Origin of the sequence: Nocardia blacklockiae (assembly GCF_015477355.1) — a bacterium.
Taxonomy (GTDB): domain Bacteria; phylum Actinomycetota; class Actinomycetes; order Mycobacteriales; family Mycobacteriaceae; genus Nocardia; species Nocardia blacklockiae.
This window is the reverse complement of the sequence record NZ_JADLRJ010000001.1, coordinates 179905-197877: the sequence shown is the minus strand read 5'-3', so window position 1 is coordinate 197877 and position 17973 is coordinate 179905. Positions and strand designations below refer to the sequence as shown.

General features: G+C 71.3%; 18 protein-coding genes. 6 read left to right on the top strand and 12 right to left on the bottom strand.

What is annotated here, in order from left to right:
- Position 1: 1 nt before the first annotated feature.
- The 3 genes from IU476_RS00845 to IU476_RS00835 all read right to left on the bottom strand — a co-directional run bounded on the left by IU476_RS00845 (position 2) and on the right by IU476_RS00835 (position 2725).
- The gene (locus IU476_RS00845) at positions 2-1177 is read right to left on the bottom strand and encodes an acyl-CoA dehydrogenase family protein (protein ID WP_195095542.1); all 1176 of its coding nucleotides are present in this window, start codon (positions 1175-1177) and stop codon (positions 2-4) included.
- Positions 1161-2159 carry an acyl-CoA dehydrogenase family protein gene (locus tag IU476_RS00840; RefSeq protein WP_195095540.1) on the bottom strand — a complete coding sequence of 333 codons (999 nt, stop codon included), beginning with the start codon at positions 2157-2159 and terminating at the stop codon, positions 1161-1163. The genes IU476_RS00845 and IU476_RS00840 overlap by 17 nt, the downstream gene beginning before the upstream one ends.
- A gap of 89 nt (positions 2160-2248) precedes the next feature.
- Positions 2249-2725: a MarR family transcriptional regulator gene (locus tag IU476_RS00835; protein ID WP_195095538.1), complete on the bottom strand. Its 477-nt coding sequence runs from the start codon at positions 2723-2725 to the stop codon at positions 2249-2251.
- Between the two features lie 338 nt (positions 2726-3063).
- Here IU476_RS00835 and IU476_RS00830 point away from each other — a divergent pair, with 338 nt between their 5' ends.
- The 3 genes from IU476_RS00830 (at position 3064) to IU476_RS00820 (ending at position 7169) form a co-directional block, all read left to right on the top strand.
- Entirely contained in the window at positions 3064-4209 is a 1146-nt protein-coding gene (locus IU476_RS00830) for an enoyl-CoA hydratase/isomerase family protein (RefSeq protein ID WP_195095537.1), read from the top strand.
- A gap of 419 nt (positions 4210-4628) precedes the next feature.
- The gene (locus IU476_RS00825) at positions 4629-5774 is read left to right on the top strand and encodes a CoA transferase (protein ID WP_324193807.1); all 1146 of its coding nucleotides are present in this window, start codon (positions 4629-4631) and stop codon (positions 5772-5774) included.
- A 102-nt stretch (positions 5775-5876) separates the two neighbouring features.
- Positions 5877-7169 carry an amidohydrolase family protein gene (locus tag IU476_RS00820; protein WP_195095536.1) on the top strand — a complete coding sequence of 431 codons (1293 nt, stop codon included), beginning with the start codon at positions 5877-5879 and terminating at the stop codon, positions 7167-7169.
- A gap of 52 nt (positions 7170-7221) precedes the next feature.
- Here IU476_RS00820 and IU476_RS00815 read toward each other — a convergent pair whose 3' ends face one another.
- From IU476_RS00815 to mftA, 9 genes are read right to left on the bottom strand one after another with little or no spacing between them, the layout of a single operon-like run.
- On the bottom strand, positions 7222-8064 hold the full coding sequence (locus IU476_RS00815) for an LLM class flavin-dependent oxidoreductase (protein WP_195095535.1): 843 nt from the start codon (positions 8062-8064) through the stop codon (positions 7222-7224).
- Between the two features lie 14 nt (positions 8065-8078).
- Complete coding sequence (locus IU476_RS00810) at positions 8079-9035, bottom strand: adenylate/guanylate cyclase domain-containing protein (RefSeq protein ID WP_195095534.1); 957 nt, start codon at positions 9033-9035, stop codon at positions 8079-8081.
- A 10-nt stretch (positions 9036-9045) separates the two neighbouring features.
- Entirely contained in the window at positions 9046-10227 is a 1182-nt protein-coding gene (mftD, locus tag IU476_RS00805; RefSeq protein WP_195095533.1) for a pre-mycofactocin synthase MftD, read from the bottom strand.
- A 33-nt stretch (positions 10228-10260) separates the two neighbouring features.
- Positions 10261-11631 (bottom strand): mycofactocin biosynthesis glycosyltransferase MftF, encoded by a 1371-nt coding sequence (mftF, locus tag IU476_RS00800; RefSeq protein WP_195095532.1) that lies wholly within the window; start codon positions 11629-11631, stop codon positions 10261-10263.
- Complete coding sequence (locus IU476_RS00795; RefSeq protein WP_195095530.1) at positions 11628-12464, bottom strand: mycofactocin-coupled SDR family oxidoreductase; 837 nt, start codon at positions 12462-12464, stop codon at positions 11628-11630. The genes mftF and IU476_RS00795 overlap by 4 nt, the downstream gene beginning before the upstream one ends.
- Before the next feature lie 39 nt (positions 12465-12503).
- Positions 12504-13205: a mycofactocin biosynthesis peptidyl-dipeptidase MftE gene (gene mftE, locus IU476_RS00790; RefSeq protein ID WP_195095528.1), complete on the bottom strand. Its 702-nt coding sequence runs from the start codon at positions 13203-13205 to the stop codon at positions 12504-12506.
- Complete coding sequence (gene mftC, locus IU476_RS00785) at positions 13202-14518, bottom strand: mycofactocin radical SAM maturase (RefSeq protein ID WP_195095526.1); 1317 nt, start codon at positions 14516-14518, stop codon at positions 13202-13204. Before mftC ends, mftE begins: the two co-directional genes overlap by 4 nt.
- Positions 14515-14817: a mycofactocin biosynthesis chaperone MftB gene (gene mftB / locus IU476_RS00780; RefSeq protein WP_195095524.1), complete on the bottom strand. Its 303-nt coding sequence runs from the start codon at positions 14815-14817 to the stop codon at positions 14515-14517. The genes mftC and mftB overlap by 4 nt, the downstream gene beginning before the upstream one ends.
- A complete protein-coding gene (gene mftA, locus IU476_RS00775) occupies positions 14795-14890 on the bottom strand; it encodes a mycofactocin precursor MftA (protein WP_195095522.1) in 96 nt (31 codons plus the stop codon). The genes mftB and mftA overlap by 23 nt, the downstream gene beginning before the upstream one ends.
- 78 nt (positions 14891-14968) lie before the next feature.
- On the opposite strand from mftA, the gene mftR reads away from it, so the two are divergent.
- The 3 genes from mftR (at position 14969) to IU476_RS00760 (ending at position 17961) form a co-directional block, all read left to right on the top strand.
- A complete protein-coding gene (gene mftR, locus IU476_RS00770) occupies positions 14969-15580 on the top strand; it encodes a mycofactocin system transcriptional regulator MftR (protein WP_195095518.1) in 612 nt (203 codons plus the stop codon).
- Positions 15581-15751: 171 nt separating this feature from the next.
- Positions 15752-17005: an amidohydrolase family protein gene (locus tag IU476_RS00765; RefSeq protein WP_195095516.1), complete on the top strand. Its 1254-nt coding sequence runs from the start codon at positions 15752-15754 to the stop codon at positions 17003-17005.
- A 128-nt stretch (positions 17006-17133) separates the two neighbouring features.
- Positions 17134-17961 (top strand): acyl-CoA thioesterase, encoded by an 828-nt coding sequence (locus IU476_RS00760; protein ID WP_195095513.1) that lies wholly within the window; start codon positions 17134-17136, stop codon positions 17959-17961.
- Positions 17962-17973: the final 12 nt, after the last annotated feature.

The following is a 17973-nucleotide window of genomic DNA, read 5'->3' as shown; positions in this document are numbered from 1 at the left end:
GTCAGCCGCGTGGCAGGCCGAGCACCCGCTCGGCGATGATGGTGCGCTGGATCTCCGACGTGCCGCCCGCGATGGTGCCGGCGAAACTGCGGATGTAGCGCTCGAACCAGCTTGACCAGTAGTGGTCCAGGGTCCACGGACTCGGTTCCGAACTCGACGCGGGATGCGCGAGCCCTTCCGCCCCAGCGGAATTCAGCGCCTGCTCCGACGCCGCCTGGATGGCCTCGGAGCCCAGCACCTTGAGTACCGACAGCGAGGGGACGTCCTGTTCCCCGCGGGATTCGCGCGCGAGCGCCGCCGAGCCGAGCAGGCGCAGCGCCTCGGTGTCCATCACCAGCCGGGCGTAGGCGTCGCGGTCGAAGACGTCGCGCGGGCGGAAGTCGCGGAGCAGGTCGTCCAGGCGGTCGGCGTAGCTCAGCCACAGCATGGTGCGCTCGTGGCCGAGCGAGCCGTTGGCCACCGACCAGCCCTTGTTCAGTTCGCCGATCAGGTTCTCGGCCGGGACGCGGACGCCCTCGAAGTAGACCTCGTTGAAGTCCAGGTCGTCCGGCGAGGCAACCGACGCGAACGGTCGTCGCGTCACCCCCGGCAGGTCGGTCGGGATGAGCAGCACGCTGATGCCGCGGTGCTTGGGCGCGTCGGGGTCGGTGCGGACGAAGGTCAGCAGGACGTCGGCGTCGTGCGCGCCGGAGGTCCACACCTTCTGGCCGTCCACGACGAACTCGTCGCCGTCGCGGACCGCGCGGGTGCGCAGCGAGGCGAGGTCCGAGCCCGCGCCCGGCTCGCTCATCCCCAGCGACGCGGTGATCTCGGCGCGCAGGATCGGGACCGCCCAGCGGCGCTTCTGCTCCTCGGTGCCGAAGGTCAGCAGCGAGGCCGCCACGATCCCGACGCCCTGCGGGTTGAAGCTGTGGTAGATCCGCCGCTTGGACAGTTCCTCGAGGTGCACGTACTGCTGCAGCACCGAGGCGTTGCGGCCGCCGAACTCCGGCGGGTTGGCGGGCAGCAGCCAGCCGTTGTCGAACAGCAGCCGCTGCCAGCGCCGGGCCCATTGCGGCACATCGGAACTCGAATGCGACCGCTCGGCGGTCTCGGCGGCGGCGGGCAGGTGTTCGGTGAGGAAGGCGACGAATTCGGCGCGGAACGCCTCGACGTCGGGATCAAACGTGAGCTGCACGGTACTCCTCGGCGATCAGTGCCCGGTGCTGAGCCGCGCCGCCGAGCATCAGCTCACCGGCCTTGGCCCGTTTGAGCGCGAACTGTAGGTCGTTTTCCCAGGTGAAGCCCATGGCGCCGAACAGCTGCAGGCCGTGCCGGAAGACCAGCGACTGGCACTCGCCCGCGGCCGCCTTGGCCATCGACGCCGCCAGCCGCCGCCGCGGGTCGTCGGCCGCCAGGCACAGCGCGGCGAAATAGCCCAGGGCGCGGGCCCTTTCGATGGCGATGTGCATATCGGCCGCCTTGTGCTGCACCGCCTGGAACGAGCCGATGGCGGCGTCGAACTGGCGGCGGGTGCGGACGTGGTCCAGAACCATGTCGAGGATGCGCTGGCAGGCGCCGACGGTGGTCAGTGCCAGGCCGGTGAGCGCGTGCTGGCGGGCCTGTTCGGGATCGATCTCGCGGCGCTCGGCGGCGGTGACACGCACGCCGGGGAAATCGATCTCGGCGACGTGCAGCACCGGGTCGAACACCGGCACGCGGGTCGCCGCGACCGCCGCGGCGGGCACGACGAACACGCCGGCGTCGGTGACCACGGCCACCCGCTCGGCCCGGTCCCCGTCGAGCACGTGCTTCGCGGTGCCGTCGAGCCGCCAGCCGGAGCCGTCGGGGGTGGCCGTCACGTCCGAATACACTGCGGCACCGGTGGTTTCGAGCTTTCCGGTCTCCCCGGCGAGCGGGGCGAATTGCGACATCGTCGCCAGGAACGGGGTCGGGTCGGTGGCGCGGCCGAGCCCCTCGAACACGATGCCCAGTTCGACCGACAGCGCGGGGTCGGCCAGTTCGGTCCAGCCGACGTCGGCGTAGGTCTGCCACAGCGTGCCGGGTTCGACGTCCTTGTCGACGACGTCCCGGATCAGGGCGGGCGGGCACGCCCGCGCGGTGACCTCGCGCACGGTGTCGCGCAACAGTCGCTGGTCGGCATCGAACTCGAAGAGCATCGCGGCCTCCCTTCCTTCGCAGCCTCACATGCAACATGGAGAGAATAACATTCTCCCTCAAGGAGAGCCTACTTACTATGGATCGGGTTTCAGACCGCGTCGGCTGCGGTCAGCCGGCTCGCCGCGCGGGCGAGTCCCGCGTTGTAGTCCTGCACGAAGCGCACCAGCGCCGCGAGTGCCGCGTCGTCGTCGGGGAGACTGTCGGCCAGCGCCGCCAGCTCGCCGAACAGCGGCGCCACCGCGACTTCCGCTCGGACCGCGATCGGCTCGACCCGCACCCGCCGCCGATCCGCCGCGTCCCGGCTGCGGCGCACGTAACCCGCCCGTTCCAGGCGATCGATCACGGTGGTGATGGCGCCGCCGCGCGCGATGCTGAGCAGGTCCGCCAGCTCACCCGGGGTCAGCGGCCCGCGCATGCGCAGCAGATTCAGGCACGACAGGTCGGTCACGGTGATGCCCAGCCGCGACGCGAGCGCGGAATGGAACACGACCGTGCGGGTGGCCTGCACCCGCAATTCTTCCCGCAGCACGGCCACGACCTCGGCCCGCGTGCTCACTGACGGCATCGACGCCTCTCCTTCTCACCGGCCGCCCCGACGGCCGGCGGCATTGCCACGGATCTGTAGAGAGAATATCATTCTCGCAGACAGGTAAGCATCGTCTCATTATGATGGGGCCGTGTCCTCACCCTCACAGACCTGCGTACTTCCGCCGACGCTCGCGCCGGCGGGGCAGGACCGGCTGTGGTAACCCCCGTGGGGCGCGCGCCGGCGGCTGTTCCAGTGCCATCCCGACCGGGCCGCCGCGCCGACTGCCACAGCCGGGCGCGCACGGGATCCGGATTCCGCCGTTACCACCGGATCCCGTGCTCGCGTCCCCCTGCCGACGCACGGAACGGGTGCCCATGAACGACTTCACCGACCTGGACCTCCGGCCCGACGGTCAGCCGGGCACACCCCTCGTAGTCCTCGAGCCGGACCCCCACGACACGACCACCGCAGCCGCCGTGCGCCTGGCCGCCGCCGTGGAACACGCTCTCCCCCTTGTCATTACGGTGCTTCGCGAACCACCGACCCCACAGCTGCGCCCCCTGCTCAGCGCCGCCACGCTGACGTTGATCGATCAGCGGGCATGCGGAGGACAGCACCAGGTTGCTTTCTCCCAGAACCAACAGCCGGTGGTGGAGCGTTGGCAGCAGGTGGTTGTGGTGCCCGATGTCGACGAGGCGGTGGAGAGGCTGCGGCGGGCGGTGGCTTATTCGCCGCGGGCCGCTGTGGCGTGCGGGCAGTTGTTGCGGCAGACGGTGCTGCTGCCCACGATGCCTGCGCTTGCCGCCGAGGCGGCGGTGTACTCGACGTTGTTGGGCGGCAGTGAGTTCGGGAGGTGGCTCGACGGTCGCCGCCGGGCCTCCGCGTCGATGGCGGGCGGACCCGCTCGGCCGGAGGCGGAGTGCGGGCACGCGCCGGTGCGGTTGCGACGCTCGGGTGGGCGATTGTCGATCACGCTGGATCGGGCGCGGCGGCGCAATGCCCTCAGCGCGTGGATGCGCGAGGAACTGCTGGCGGCGCTACAGCTGGCGGAATTGGATCCGAGTATCGAGTCCGTCGAGCTGTCGGGCGACGGTCCCGCCTTCTGCAGCGGCGGCGACCTCGACGAATTCGGCACCGCCACCGACCTCGTCGCCGCCTACCTGGTACGCCTCGACCGCGCCCCCTGGGCGGTCATGGACCGTATCGCCGGCCGCCTGACCGCCCGCGTACACGGCGCATGCATCGGCGCGGGCGCGGAAATGGCGTCCTTCGCAGGCACCGTAATAGCCGCCCCCGACACCATCTTCCGCTTCCCAGAACTGACCATGGGCTTGATCCCGGGCGCAGGAGGCACCGTCGCCGTCCCCCGCCGCATCGGCCGCTGGCGCGCCGCCTGGCTGATGCTCACCGGCGAGTCACTCCCTGCCCCCACCGCCGTGCAGTGGGGCCTGGCCGACCGGCTCGACGAGTCCTCCACCACACCACTCGGAGACACCAATTTGTCGGCGGTCTCGCGGTGAACCGGCACGGCGGCCGTGGTCGCGTCGTGCGAGGCGTGGATTCGCGGGGCGGTGGTCGGAATAACGGTCGGGGGGATGATCGAGGGAACGTTCGGGGGGTGCGGTCGCGTGGTGATGGGGTCGAGCGGGTGGTGCGGGGATGGTTGCGGACGCTGGGGGTTGAGCTGGGTGAGTTTGGGCGGGGCGAGTCCGCGCAGGTCGCGTTCGGGTGGAAAGAGTCCGGGCGAGGTGATGTCGGCCGCGAAGAGTCCAGGCAGGCTGTGTTCAGGCGAGGCGAGTCCGCGCAGGTCGCGATCAGGCGGGATGAGTCCGAGCAGGGTGAGTTTGGGCGGGGCGGGTTGGGAGGGGATGGGTGTGCGGCGTTGGGGTGGGCGGGGTCGGGGGGGATGGCTCTTACCGGGACTTCGGAAGGGCCGCCGGTGCTTTCGCCTGCGCCCGCTTTCGGGTTGCTGGTGGAGGTGGCTCGGGTTTTCGGGGAGTTGACCGAGTGGGTGGGGCGGCGCGTGGATGTGGATCCGGGGGAGTTGTTGGCCGGGCGGGCGGCGCTGGGTGGGTTGCGGCGGGGTGGGCGGCGGACGGCGGGTGGGGCGGGGCGGTTGTTGCGTACCGGGGACGGCTGGTGTGCGGTGAACTTGAGTCGGGTCGATGATGTCGAGGCCGTGCCCGCGATCGTCGGCGGGGTCGGGGGCGGAGATCCGTGGCTCGCGCTGGAGGCCGCGGCGACCGAGTGGACCGCGGAGGCGCTGGCCGAGCGGGCGCAGCTGCTGGGTGTTCCGGCGGCCGCGCTGCCGACGATTCTGCGTCGCCGGGTGCCGTGGCGGAGCAGCCGGATCGGGGAGCCGGTGCGCGGGCGTGGTCTGGGTGATTGCGTGGTGGTCGACCTGTCGTCGCTGTGGGCGGGACCGTTGTGCGCACACCTGCTGGGACGGGCGGGGGCGCGAATCATCAAGGTGGAGAGCGTCCACCGGCCTGATGCCGCCCGCGCCACTCCCGCGTTCTTCGACCGCCTGCACGAGGGTCACGAATTCCGCTCGATCGACTTCCGAACCGACTCGGGCCGTGCGGAATTGGGGGCTCTGCTGGACTCCGCCGATATCGTCCTCGAGGCGTCGCGGCCCCGGGCGCTCGAGCAGCTGGGTCTCGGCCCGCACGCCCGCCCGCATCGGCCCGGGCAGATCTGGTTGAGCCTCACCGGTTACGGCCGCGACCATCCGATGCGCGTGGCCTTCGGTGACGACGCGGCGGTCGCCGGCGGCCTGGTCGGCTGGCATGAGGGCGCACCGGTGTTCTGCGCCGACGCCGTGGCCGACCCGCTGTCCGGGATGTGCGCGGCCCTGGCCGTCGCCGCGTCCGTGGCGGCCGGTGGCGGTCACCTCGTCGACCTGTCCATGCGCACCACGGCCGCCGCCTTCGCCACCGCCCCCGCCCTCCCCCACGGCGGCCACCGCCTCGTGCACGACGGCTCGCACTGGACGGTCGAATGCGACCACCTCCACCGCACCCAGCCCGTCCTCGAACCCCACTCCCACAACGACTTTCACCAGCTTCGGACAGCGCGGGGGTGAGGAGGCGTGCTCATACGGAATGCGGCGGTGTTCGGTGCGAGGTGTACCGATGTGCGATGGGAGCGGGGGCGGATCACCGAGTGTGGGCGGGGGTTGCGGGCGGTGGTCGGTGAGAGTGACATCGACGCGCGGGGTGGGTGGCTGCTGCCGGGGCTGCACGACCATCACACGCACCTGCGGGCGACGGCCGCGCTGGCACGGTCGGTCCGGCTCGACGAGCCGCCGGTGCGTGACCTCACACAGCTCGTCGAGCGGCTGCGGCTGGCCGACCGAGACCTCCCCGCCGGGAACTGGATTCGGGCGGTCGGCTATCACGAGCCGCCGGACCGCATGCTGGATCGTGCTGCGCTGGACAAGGTTTCGACCGATCGCGCAATCCGCGTCCAGCATCGCTCGGGGGCGCTGTGGGTGCTCAACTCGCGGGCCTGCGAACTCCTTGGCGTGGACGCCTGCCCGCTGCCCGGCGTCGAACGCGACGCGACCGGGCGGGCCACGGGAAGGCTGTGGCGGATGGATGCCTGGCTGGCGGCGAAATTAGACATGGTCCGGCCCGACCCGGCGGCAGTGAGTACCTGCGCGGCCGCCCGAGGAATCACCGGATTCACCGACGCCACACCGGGTCTGGCACAGAACGAGGTCGACCGCTTCGCACGGCAGGTCGCCGAGCGTCGGATTCTGCAACGGATGCACTGCATGGCTCCTCCGGAGGTAGCGGACCCGGCGACGCCGCGATTCACGCTGGGCCCGACCAAGTTCCTCCTCGACGACGACTCCCTGCCACCCCTCGACGAGTTCACCGCCGCCATCCGCACCGCACACGAGGCGGGCAGATCCGTTGCGGTGCACTGCGTCACGCGCGTGCAGCTGTTCCTGACGATGGCCGCCCTGGAGGATGCGGGCCTTCGCCAAGGCGACCGGATCGAACACGGCGCGATCATCCCGGCGGACGCGCTGCCGTGGTTACGGAAGCACGGGGTGCCGGTGATCACGCAGCCGCACTTCCCGATCGAGCGCGCGGAGCAGTACGCCCGCGAGGTACCCGCCGACGAGCACAAGGACCTGTGGCGACTGCGATCGTTACTGGAGGCCGGGATCACGGTCGCCGCGGGCACCGACGCACCTTTCGGCGGCGCGGACCCTTGGGACGTCATCCGCGCGGCCGTCCAGCGGCCCCCGAATCCGACCGTTGCGGAATGTGTTTCGCTACCCGAAGCCATCGCGTTGTTCACCGCCCACGCGCACTGCCCGGCCCGGCAGCGCACCATCGAACCCGGCGCAGTCGCGGACCTCACGCTGCTGCACACCCCACCCAGCGAGGTAATCGACACGCCCACACCGGAATTGGTGGCCGCGACCGTGGTCGACGGCGAGCCGGTCCACCTCGCCGAAGCGTGACACCCCGCCTCTCCACGGGCACAAGCACAAGGCATGGGGCGCGAGACGCCACCTAGCGCCGCATAGCCCGCACCACCGATTCCCCGAACTCGGCCAGGGTCGGCGGTGGGGCGAAGTCGGCGAACCAGACGTAGAACCGCTCTACGCCCTGGCGCGCGAAGTCGCTGAAGTGTGCGATCAGTTCCTCGGCCGTTCCGCAGTGCAAGCCCGCGCCGAGGTAGCCGAAGCGGCGGGTGCTCACCTCGCGTATCTGGGCCGCGGAGCCGCCCGCGCCGATGAAGCCGACCATCTGTTGCACCGACACTCGTGCGCGGCCGACCGACGGCCGGAGCTCCGCCAATCGGCCGAGTTCGGTGGCGGGCAGATTCCACCAGGTCGCGTACTCGCGAACCAATTCCAGTGTGGCGGGGCCGGTTCCGCCCAGGATCAGCGGGATCGGTGTGGTCGGCGGCGGTGGGAGCGCGTCCTCACCCGTGCCCCAGTACCGCGTGAGCGCCGCCAGTGTCCGCCCCAGCCGCTCCCGGCGCTCGGCCGCCCGTTCCCGGGTGACGCCGTAGCGCACCAGTTCCGCGGGCACCGAACCGGAGCCCAGCCCGAGTTCGAATCGCCCGCCGGACGCTTCCTGCAGTGTCACAGCCTGTTTCGCGAGCACGGCCGGTTGCCGGAAGGCGTCGCACAGCACCAGGTGACCGATCTTGAACCGGTTGGTCCGCGCCGCCACCCAGCTCGCCACGGTCACGGCCTCCCACAGCGGCTGGTGTTCCGCGCCGGGCGCCACCAGGTGGTCGATGAACGCCACGCCGTCGAAGCCGACCGACTCCGCGACCTGCGCCCGCTCCACGATGTCGGCCATCGACATCCGGATCTGGGGTATGAACAAGAAGAATTCGGCCATCGTCCCTCACTGTGTCATCGGCGGTCGATCCGCACCGGCGCGACCGTGCCGACACCGCGAATCTCGGTGACGGGCAACGGCGTCGATCGAAAATCCGGATGGTCGGCCAGCGCCTCGGCGACCGCGGGCGCGGCGAGCACGGTGTCCGGGTCGGCCAGCGCGGTCAGGCGGCTAGCGAGATTGACGGTCAGCCCGAAGATGTCGCCGAGATACCGGATCACCGGGCCCAGCGCCACCCCGACGCGCAGCCCGGGAATGTCGGGGTCCGTGGCGAATTGGGCGATCAGCCGGGTCGCGATGTCCGCCACCGCGCCCGCGTCGCGCGCGGTGAACAGCACCTCGTCGCCGAGCGTCTTCACCACGCTCCCGCCGGACTCGAAAATCACCTGGGTGGAGCGGAATTCGAACCGGCCCACGATGCGGGTCAGCTCGCTTTCCGACCGGCGGCGGCTCAGTTCGGTGAAGTCGACGATGTCGGCGAATCCGACCGCGACCGCCGCGGCCGGATCGGGGTCGGGGTCGGTCTCGAAAGCGTGGATGGCCCCGGCCAATTGGCGCACCCAGATCTGCCCGAGCACCCGCTGCACCTCCGGCATCCGGTGCCGCATCTGCGCCACCACGTCGATGCCGCCCGCACGGGCACGGGCCTGCTGGCTGGCCAGGATTTCCACCTGCAGGTGCGCCAGGTGCGCGATCGCCCGCGTCAGCACCCGGGTCAACCGCAGCGTATCCGCTTCCGTCAGTATGCCTTCCGACACGTAGCCGCTGATGGTGCGGAGCAGCTGCACGTCCGAGGCGCCGAACGCCACCACGGCGTCGCCGATGGGCGGATAGCCCAGCGCCCGCCAATACTGCCGGGCCTGCACCAGCGGGATGCCGACGGCCGCCGCCGCCTCGCCGGCCGTATAACGCGCGGGCTCACCGAATCCCGGCAGCAGCGGGAGCGCCGTCCCCTCGCGACGCGCGGACATGGCCGTGTCGTCAGCTCGGGTCCGCGGCGCCGAGCGCCCGCACGAAACCAGGCGGCAGCACCACGTCGTCGCGGCCCAGATCGTGAATCGAGTTGCGCCCCAGCGCCGTCAGCGTCGAGTCGATGCCGCCGCGCAGCACGTCGAGCACGTTCTCCACCCCGGCCTGGCCGCCCGCCGCGAGGCCCCACAGGTAGGCGCGGCCGATCAGCACCGCGCGAGCGCCCAATGCCACCGCCTTCACCACGTCGCTGCCCCGGCGGATGCCGCCGTCGAGCAGCACCTCCACCCGGTCCCCGACCGCGTCGGCGATCGCGGGCAGCGCCCGGATCGTCGCCGGGGTGCCGTCGAGATTGTTGCCGCCGTGGTTGGACACCGAGATCGCGTCCACTCCGGCATCGGCCGCGCGGCGCGCCTCGTCGACCCGGATGATGCCCTTCACCAGCAGCGGGCCCTCCCACTGGTCGCGCAGCCAGCGGACGTCGTCCCAGGTCGGTTTCGGCGAGTTCATCCACTGCCCGTAGGCGCCGAAGAAGGTCGGAATCTCGCCGTCCTCGGCCATGTTCGGCACGCTCAGGTCCGGCAGGCCGCGTGAGCGCAGGTAGGTCCACAGCCAGCCCGGCGTGCGCGCGGTCTGCGGCGCGAAGCGCAGCGCCTCGCGGACCGTGAGCCGCTCGGGGATGTGCGGGCTGCCCCAGTCGCGGCCGTAGGAGAACGACCAGTCGAGGGTGAGGATCAACCCGACCGCACCGGCGGCGCGGGCTCGTTCCAGGCGGCGCAGCACGGCGTCGCGGCCGCCGATCCAGTAGATCTGGAAGAACGTCTGCGGATTCGCCGCCACAACCTGCTCGATCGGCTTGCTCGCGAACGAACTCAGGCCCATCGCGGTGCCGCGGGCCGCCGCGGCGCGCGCCACGGCCACCTCGCCGTCGGGGTGGACGGCCTGCACACCGGTGGGCGAGATCAGTACCGGCAGCGAGATGTCCTGTCCCAGCACGGTTGTCGCGAGGTCGCGTTTGTCGGACAGTCCGGCGGTGTAGGGCGCGAAGGCGATCTCGTCGAAGGCGTCGACGTTGTCGCGCAGCGTCACGCCCTTCTCCGACCCGGCCAGCAGCGCGCTGTACACCGAGGACGGCAGGCGCCTGCGGGCCCGCCGCTGTGCCTCGGCAACGGTTTCGAACCAGCTCCCGGCCATGGAAACTCCTGTCCTGTAACTCTTCTCGGAAACTCAGCGCTCGCGGCGGGGCAGCGCCAGGCGCGGCCGCAGCGGTGTCGTGGTGCGGTGCCGCAGGCAGCCGGCCCAGACGCCGGTGCCGTAGGCGATGTCGTCGGCGATCTCGCGCAGCGGGTTGCCGCGGCGGCCCTCGGTGTAGGCCGCGGCCGCCGATCCGAGCAGCAGCGCGCCGATAGCGCAGCGCCGCCCGCGGCTGCGCCCGGTGCGCGGCACCGCCAGCGCCAGCAGCAGCGGCGCACAGAACTGGGTGCTGTAGCGGCAGATCGCCAGCCCGGTACGCCACAAGCCAGCCGCCGCGTAGCGCACGGCTTGTTCCGGCGGCGCGTTCAGCCGCCGCAGCGTCGCTCCGTTGCTCAGCACCGAGGCGAGGAACGCGGCGGCGGCCGCCACCGGGCGGCGGTCCAGCAGCGCGACCACAGCGGCCGCCGACCACAGCGGAACAGCCAGCGGTGGAACAGAATTGGGGTGCCGCCGGGCCAGTGGGGCGGCCGATGTGCCGTAACGGAATCGGCGGGCGAGCAAGCGGCGCAGCGATCTCGGTTCCTCGTGGAGAACCACCACGCTCGGGTCGTAGCGGACCCGCCACCCGGCCCGGTCCAGACGCCACACCAGGTCGACGTCCTCGCCGACCCGCAGGTCGGGGTCGAAGACGGCGGTGTGCCGGGCCACGTCGACCAGGGCACCACGCCGGGCGAGCAGCGCAGCGGTAGGTACGAAGGCCACGGGCGTGTTCGGCACCACCCGCGCGGGGCGGTCCCCGAGATCCAGGCCGCACGGCCCGGCGTGGAGCGCGGTGATGCGCGGCGCCACCGCGGCCACCATCGGGTCGTCGAAATGTCCTGCGAGACGGGCGATCCAGTCGTCGCCGGGCACGCAGTCGCTGTCCACGAAGGCGACCAGTTCGGTGCGCACGCGCCGCAGGGCGGTGTTGCGCGCGGCGGCGGGGCCGCGATTGCGGTCGTGGCGCAGCAGTTCGGCCCGGTATCGACCGGTGACGGCGGCGATTGCCCGCGGGTCCGCGGAACCGTCGTCGACCACGATCACCGGGTGGTCGTCGCCGAGGGCGGCCAGGCAGCGCGCCAGCGGCACGGGCCGGTCGCGCACGGGGACGATGACGGTCACCTCGGCGGTGCGGCGCGGTCGCGGGCGGGGGTGGGCGAAGCCGGAGTCGGTCAGGCGGCGAGCCAGCACCGCGGTCGCGCCGCCGGTCACCGGTCCTATTCGAAGTTGTTGCCAGGCAACATATCCGGCGGCGGTGAGGCGCAGCAGGCGGGTGGGCGAGCCGCCCCACCACAGGTTGCGGTCGAGCATGCGGACGCTCGGGTCCAGCGTGACCCGCACACCCTCGGGAAACGGGTCGGTCATAAGGCGAGCCCGCCGTCGACGGGAAGCACGGCGCCGGTCATCGCGCTGTTGTCGGCGCCGGCGAGGAAGGCCAGCACGGCGGCGATCTCCTCGGGTTCCAGCAGGCGTCCCACGGGCTGCTGGCCACCGAATCGGGCGGCGTCGGGCAGGCCGTAGAGGCGCGCGGTCTCGTCCAGGATCGCGGTGCCGGTGGATCCGGGGCTGACCGCGTTGGCGGTGACGCCGGTGCCGCCGAGTTCGGCTCCCAAGGCCCGGATGAGCCCCGCCACACCGGCTTTCGCCGCGCAGTAGGCGGCCAGCCGAGGCAGTCCCTTGGTCGCGGCGGCCGACGCGACGGCCAGGAATCGGCCGGAGCGCGGTTCCGGGCGGGCGAGCAGCGCGGGTACCGCCGCGCGCGCGAGGTTGGACACTCCGCCCAGGCAGATGTCGAGCACCGCGCGCTCCTGCTCACGGGGCATCTCCCACAACGGCACGCCGCCCGCGATCACCCCAGCCGCCGCGATCGCCGCGTCCAGCCCGCCCCAGGTGTCCACCGCTTCGGCCACGGCCGCGGCCAGTGCTTCGGGATCGCGCACGTCGGCCACGAACGGCCGCACCGCCCCCACCCGGTTCACCCGCCCACCGGCCTCGGTCGTTACTGCCAGCAGCTCCTGCTTGGTCCCCATCGCGTACGGCAGCACCGCATTGTCGGCAGCCACATCCACCGCCAACACCGACCACCCCCGATCGGCCAACGCCAGCACGGTCGCCGCCCCGATCCCCCGCGCCGCCCCGGTCACCACCGCGACCCGCCGATGCCCACTGGAATTACCTACATTTCGAGCCCGCGCCACAGCACGCCTCCCCTCCCCCTCGGCTCGCCCGCTGCGCGCTCATGCCGCTGCCGTTTCGTTCCACCGTTCGATCCTGGTCGACAGGGTCGATACCAGGCGGTCCAGCAGTGCGCTGCCCTCTGTGCTCGTGGCGCCGGCCGGGTTGCCGAGGATGCCGGTGTCGCTGACGGCGCGGACGCCGCAGGAACGCAACTGCGGCAACAACTCCGGGAGGGGGCGGGTGTTTCCCGCTATGGCGCGGTAGTCGCGGACTGCCAGGGGGCGGACGGTGAGCATAAGCGCCGTTTCGGTGCGGCCGGCGTGCGGGTCGCCGTGCCATTGCGGGGCGAAGGCGCGGACGTCGCGGGATTCGGCGCGCAATCGGTCGACCGCGCGGGCCACGGATTCGGCATTGCCGCCGTGGGCCGAGACGAATACGACGCGGGCGAATGTCTCGCAGGCGCTGCGGCCCAATTCGAGGAGCAGCAGCTCGGTCGCGGCCTGGCCGATCGACAGGGTGCCCGCGAAACCGGCGTGCTCGCCGCTGGATCCGTACGCGACCGCCGGGGCGACCAGCACGTCCGCGCGGGACCGGGCCAGTCGCTCACACAGCGTGACCGCGATGTCGCTGTCGGTGGACAGCGGCAGGTGCGGCCCGTGCTGTTCGGTCGCGCCGACCGGAATCGCCAGCAGCGCACCGGCGGCCGCGCGGTCGCGCACCTCCGGCCAGGTCAGGTCGGCCAGCCGGTACCTGCCGTTCACGACCCGGCCCTCCGCGCATCGACGAAACCGGCCAGCGGGCTCTCGTCACAGGCCCGCTGCGGCATCCCGGGCATGCCGATCACCAGACCCGCGCCCCGCCGCGAGGAAGCCGCGGCATTCTGCTCGGCCCCCGGGCGAGGCCCACACGAGCAGACCGCCGCGGCCGGAGTAGAACCGACCGAGGAGGTGGGGGCGCTCGCACCGTTACGCGGGCGGGTGCGGTGCGAATGGTCCTCCGAGGGCTTCGGGACCACGGTGCGGTCCACTACCGACAGCGCCGAATCACCGTGTCCGCGCACGCATTCGGGGTCAGGGCCGTCCAGGGGCAGGCCGGTGAAGAACTTTGCCGCCATACAGCCGCCGCGGCAGGCGTCGTAGGCCGAGCACGCCGTGCAGGCGCCGCCGGTCTGTGGCCGCCGCAGGTCGGTGAACAGGTCCGATTCCCGCCATACCCGTTCGAAACCGCCTGGGGTGCGGATGTTTCCGGCGCGGAACTGGTCGTGGATCGCGAACGGGCAGGCGTAGACGTCCCCGACCGGATCGATCAGGCACACCACTCGCCCGGCCCCGCACAGGTTCAGACCCGGCAGCGACTCGCCGTAGCCGGACAGGTGGAAGAACGAGTCGCCGGTGAGCACCGACTCGCCGTGCTCGCGCAGCCAGTCGTACAGTCCCCGTTGCTGTTCCGCGGTCGGGTGCAGCTCGTCCCAGGTGTCGGCGCCGCGCCCGGACGGCCGCAGCCTGGTCAGCCGCAGCTGGGCCCCGAACAGGTCGGCGACGGCCTTGAAGGCGTCCAGCTGACCCGCGTTCTGCCGGGTCACCACCACCGAGAGCTTGAAGTCGTGCACCCCGGCCGAGGCCAGCCGCTCCATGGCGGTGATCGCCGTGCGGTACGACCCCGCGCCGCGCACCGCGTCGTTCACCGCCTCGGTGGCGCCGTCCAGGGAGATCTGCACGTCCACGTACCCGCTCGTGGCGATCTTGTGCGCCGCCGCCGGGGTGATCCGAATACCGTTGGTGGAGAACTTCACTCCGACGTGGTGGCCGGTGGCGTAGTCGACGAGATCCCAGAAGTCCGGCCGCACCGTCGGCTCGCCGCCGCCGATGTTGACGTAGAAGACCTGCATGCGCTCGAACTCGTCGATCAGGTCGGTGCATTCGCGGGTGCTCAGCTCGCGCGGGTCGCGCCGTCCCGAACTGGACAGGCAGTGGATGCACGACAGGTTGCAGGCGTAGGTCAGTTCCCAGGTCAGGCAGATCGGGGAGTCGAGGCCGTACTGGAACTGGTCGACCAGCGGCAGCGGTGCGCTCATGGCGTGGTCCTTTCCCGGATCATGTCGGAGGCCGCGAGCGCGGCCAGCGCCGTCCGATAGGCGGGCAGCTGGGCGTCGGGCACGCCCGCCGCGGCGCAGGCCTGCCGCGCCGAACCGGCGTCCGACAGGCCCGTGACGACCCGGAACAACATGCGGCTCTTCAGAAACGACAACCGGCGGGTGCCGAAGTGGTACAGCAGCGCCCCGAATCGCTCGGGCCGCACCGACACCTGCTCCGACAGCGACCAGCCGGTGTCGAGGTCGAACGGCCGCGGCTCAGTAGACACCGCACATTCCATCGATCGAGACGTCTTCGACCAGTGTCTCGTCGGCGATCACGGCGTCGACGAATTCGATGTCGTTGTCGAACATGGGGACTCCCGGAGGTGCGCTTCCGTCACCGAGTGACGAAATGGAAATATTGTTCTCTTCATACGATAATGTCATTGCGTGCCAGAAACAAGATCGGGGCGCCCCCGCGGCACCAGCCGCCGCGAACTGGAACTCATCGCGCTGGAACTGTTCACCGCGCAGGGCTTCGACGAGACGCCCGTCGAGCAGATCGCCGCGATCGCCGGGGTCAGCCGGCGCACCTTCTTCCGGTACTTCGACTCGAAGGCGGCGGTGCTGTGGCATCGGTTCGACAGCGAAGTGCGGGCGATCCGGGCGCTGCTCGACCGGACTCCTCCGGACCTGGACCTGCTCGCGGCCATCCGCCGCGCGGTGCTGGCGGCCAACGACTACCGCCCCGCCGACATTCCCGAACTCCGCATGCGGATGAGCCTGCTCAGCACGGTGCCGGACCTGATCGCCAGTGCCGCAGTGCATTACGACGCCTGGGAGCGGGCGATCAGCGACTTCGCCGCCCGGCGCACCGGGCAGCCCGCGGACGGCCTGTTCCCGCTCGCGGTCGGCCGGGCGACGCTGGCGGTGTGCCGGGCCGCCTACGACAGCTGGGTGCAGCGGGCCGACGCCGATCTGACCGACTACCTCGACACCGCCCTGCGCGCGCTGGCGAGCGGCTTCGCCGACCACACCGCGCCGCGACCCGGACGCGGGTGAGCGGCGGACCGGCCCGAGCCACGGGCACCCGCCGGATTCTCCCCCTCGGCAGTGGGCGAGTGTATCGTCTACGACGGATACGAGAGTATCATTCTCACAACGGAGATTGCAGATCTCACACCGCGCTCGGGGTCGACCCGTACGACAGCAGCACGAACAGCGAGGAGTCCCGTGAACATCGACGACATGATCCTGGTGAGCATCGACGACCATGTGGTCGAGCCGATCCACATGTTCGACGGCCACGTCCCGAAGAAGTGGGCCGACCTGGCGCCCAAGGTCGTCGTCGACGACAAGGGCGTCGACCGCTGGGTCTACCGGGACCGCCCCACCGGCGTCACCGGCCTCAACGCGGTGGTGTCCTGGCCGCCCGAGGAGTGGGGTTACGACCCCGCGGGCTACGCGGAGATGCGGCCCGGCGTGTACGACGTGCACGAGCGCGTCCGCGACATGAACGCCAACGGGATCCTGGCCTCGATGTGCTTCCCCACCTTCGCCGGTTTCAGCGCCGGGCACCTGGCCTACTTCAAGGACGAGATCACCGTCGCGATGATCCAGGCCTACAACGACTGGCACATCGAGGACTGGGCGGGCGCCTACCCCGGGCGGTTCATCCCGCTGTCGATCCTGCCGCTGTGGGAGCCGGAACTGGCGGTCGCGGAGATCGCGCGGGTGGCCGCCAAGGGCTGTCACTCGGTGTCGATGCCGGAGCTGCCGCACCTCGACGGCCTGCCCAGTTACCACGACATGGAGTACTGGGGCCCGGTGTTCGAGGCGCTGTCCGAACACGACACGGTGATGAATCTTCATATCGGCCAGGGCTTCCGGGTGCTGAACCTGGCACCGAACGCGCCGATCGACAATCTGATGGTGCTGGCGCCGAGCGTCTCGCTGATCGCCGCCCAGGATCTGTTGTGGGGACCGGCGTTTCGCACGTACCCGAAGCTGAAGGTGTCGTTCTCCGAGGGCGGCGTCGGGTGGATCCCGTTCTTCCTGGACCGGTCCGACCGGCACTACACCAACCAGAAGTGGCTGCGCCGCGACTTCGGCGGCAAGCTGCCCAGCGAGGTGTTCCGGGAGCACACCATCGCCTGCTACGTGACCGACCGGACCTCGCTGAAGATGCGCCACGACATCGGCATCGAGAACATCGCGTGGGAATGCGACTACCCGCACTCGGACTCGATCTGGCCGAACGCGCCGGAGTTCGTGCTCGAGGAGTTGCAGGCCGCGGGCGCCGACGACGCCGACATCGACAAGATCACCTGGGAGAACGCCTGCCGCTTCCTGAACTGGGATCCCTTCGCGCACATCCCGAAGGATCAGGCGACCGTCGGCGCGCTGCGCGCCCAGGCGAAGGACGTCGACACCTCGACCACCTCGCGCAAGGAGTACGCCGAGGCCTACGCCGCGAGGGCGAGCTGACGGGCCGCATCCGGCCGGGCCCCGCAGGCCGCTCCGCATGCCACGCGGCGGTCTCGGGCGGGCACAGGAGCGAGCCGGGCACGCACACCGCGGTGCGGCCGTGGACTCAGCGGGAGCTCGAACGCCTCATGGACGTGCGGGGGGCGGGTGGCGGACGCTATCTCGCTCCGGCGCACGGGCCGACCGAGCGCAATGTGGTGGAGGCCGGGCAGCTGCTGGGGGCCGCGGTCGTGGCCGCCGCGCGAGAGGTGCCCGGGCAGCGGGTCACGTCGGTGTCGATGATCTTCTCGCGGATCGTCGAACACGAAGCGCCGGTGGAGATCTCGGTGGAGGTGTTGCGGTCGGGGCGCACGTTCACCACCGCGCAGGTCCGGGTGGGCCAGCACGAGAAGCTGTGCGCCGCAGGCGTTGTGCTGCTCGACGCCGGTGCACCCGACCTGGTGCGGACGGTGGAGCCGATGCCGCCGGTGCCTCCACCCGAAAGCCTTCGCCCGCTGGCGATTCCGGGAACCGAGGTCGCGGGCCGGGACATGCGCGTGGTCGACGACGCCTACGATCCGGACCCCGACCGGGTCGGTCCGCCGGAGCTGTTCGTGTGGACCCGCTTCGCCGACGCGCCCGCGCACGAGCACCTGCACGCGGCGTTGCTGAGCCAGTCGGCCACGCATTGGACGGTGGCCGCGGCGCTGCGCCCGCACGCGGGCTTCGGCGAGGCCATGGCGCACCGGTCGATATCGACCGGAATCACCATGGCCACCATCACCTTTCACGACGACGCGGACGTGTCGGGGTGGCTGCTGTACGCCACTCGCGCCACCTACACCGGCCGCGGCCACGCACACAGCGAGGGACGGGTGTATACCCGAGAGGGCGGGCTGGCCGCCTCCTACAGCGTGCACGCCATGCTGCGCGGAATCCCGGACTCCGCGGCGGCGACCGCCGGGCCTCTGCTCTGATCCGAGGAGACA

What these genes read in the sequence shown, in the direction of transcription:
- IU476_RS00840 (WP_195095540.1), bottom strand. Translation starts at nt 2,159, where the DNA reads ATGCTCTTCGAGTTCGATGCCGACCAGCGACTGTTGCGCGACACCGTG.
- IU476_RS00835 (WP_195095538.1), bottom strand. Translation starts at nt 2,725, where the DNA reads ATGCCGTCAGTGAGCACGCGGGCCGAGGTCGTGGCCGTGCTGCGGGAA.
- IU476_RS00830 (WP_195095537.1), top strand. Translation starts at nt 3,064, where the DNA reads ATGAACGACTTCACCGACCTGGACCTCCGGCCCGACGGTCAGCCGGGC.
- IU476_RS00815 (WP_195095535.1), bottom strand. Translation starts at nt 8,064, where the DNA reads ATGGCCGAATTCTTCTTGTTCATACCCCAGATCCGGATGTCGATGGCC.
- IU476_RS00810 (WP_195095534.1), bottom strand. Translation starts at nt 9,035, where the DNA reads ATGTCCGCGCGTCGCGAGGGGACGGCGCTCCCGCTGCTGCCGGGATTC.
- mftD (WP_195095533.1), bottom strand. Translation starts at nt 10,227, where the DNA reads ATGGCCGGGAGCTGGTTCGAAACCGTTGCCGAGGCACAGCGGCGGGCC.
- mftF (WP_195095532.1), bottom strand. Translation starts at nt 11,631, where the DNA reads ATGACCGACCCGTTTCCCGAGGGTGTGCGGGTCACGCTGGACCCGAGC.
- mftC (WP_195095526.1), bottom strand. Translation starts at nt 14,518, where the DNA reads ATGAGCGCACCGCTGCCGCTGGTCGACCAGTTCCAGTACGGCCTCGAC.
- mftB (WP_195095524.1), bottom strand. Translation starts at nt 14,817, where the DNA reads ATGGAATGTGCGGTGTCTACTGAGCCGCGGCCGTTCGACCTCGACACC.
- mftA (WP_195095522.1), bottom strand. Translation starts at nt 14,890, where the DNA reads ATGTTCGACAACGACATCGAATTCGTCGACGCCGTGATCGCCGACGAG.
- IU476_RS00760 (WP_195095513.1), top strand. Translation starts at nt 17,134, where the DNA reads ATGGACGTGCGGGGGGCGGGTGGCGGACGCTATCTCGCTCCGGCGCAC.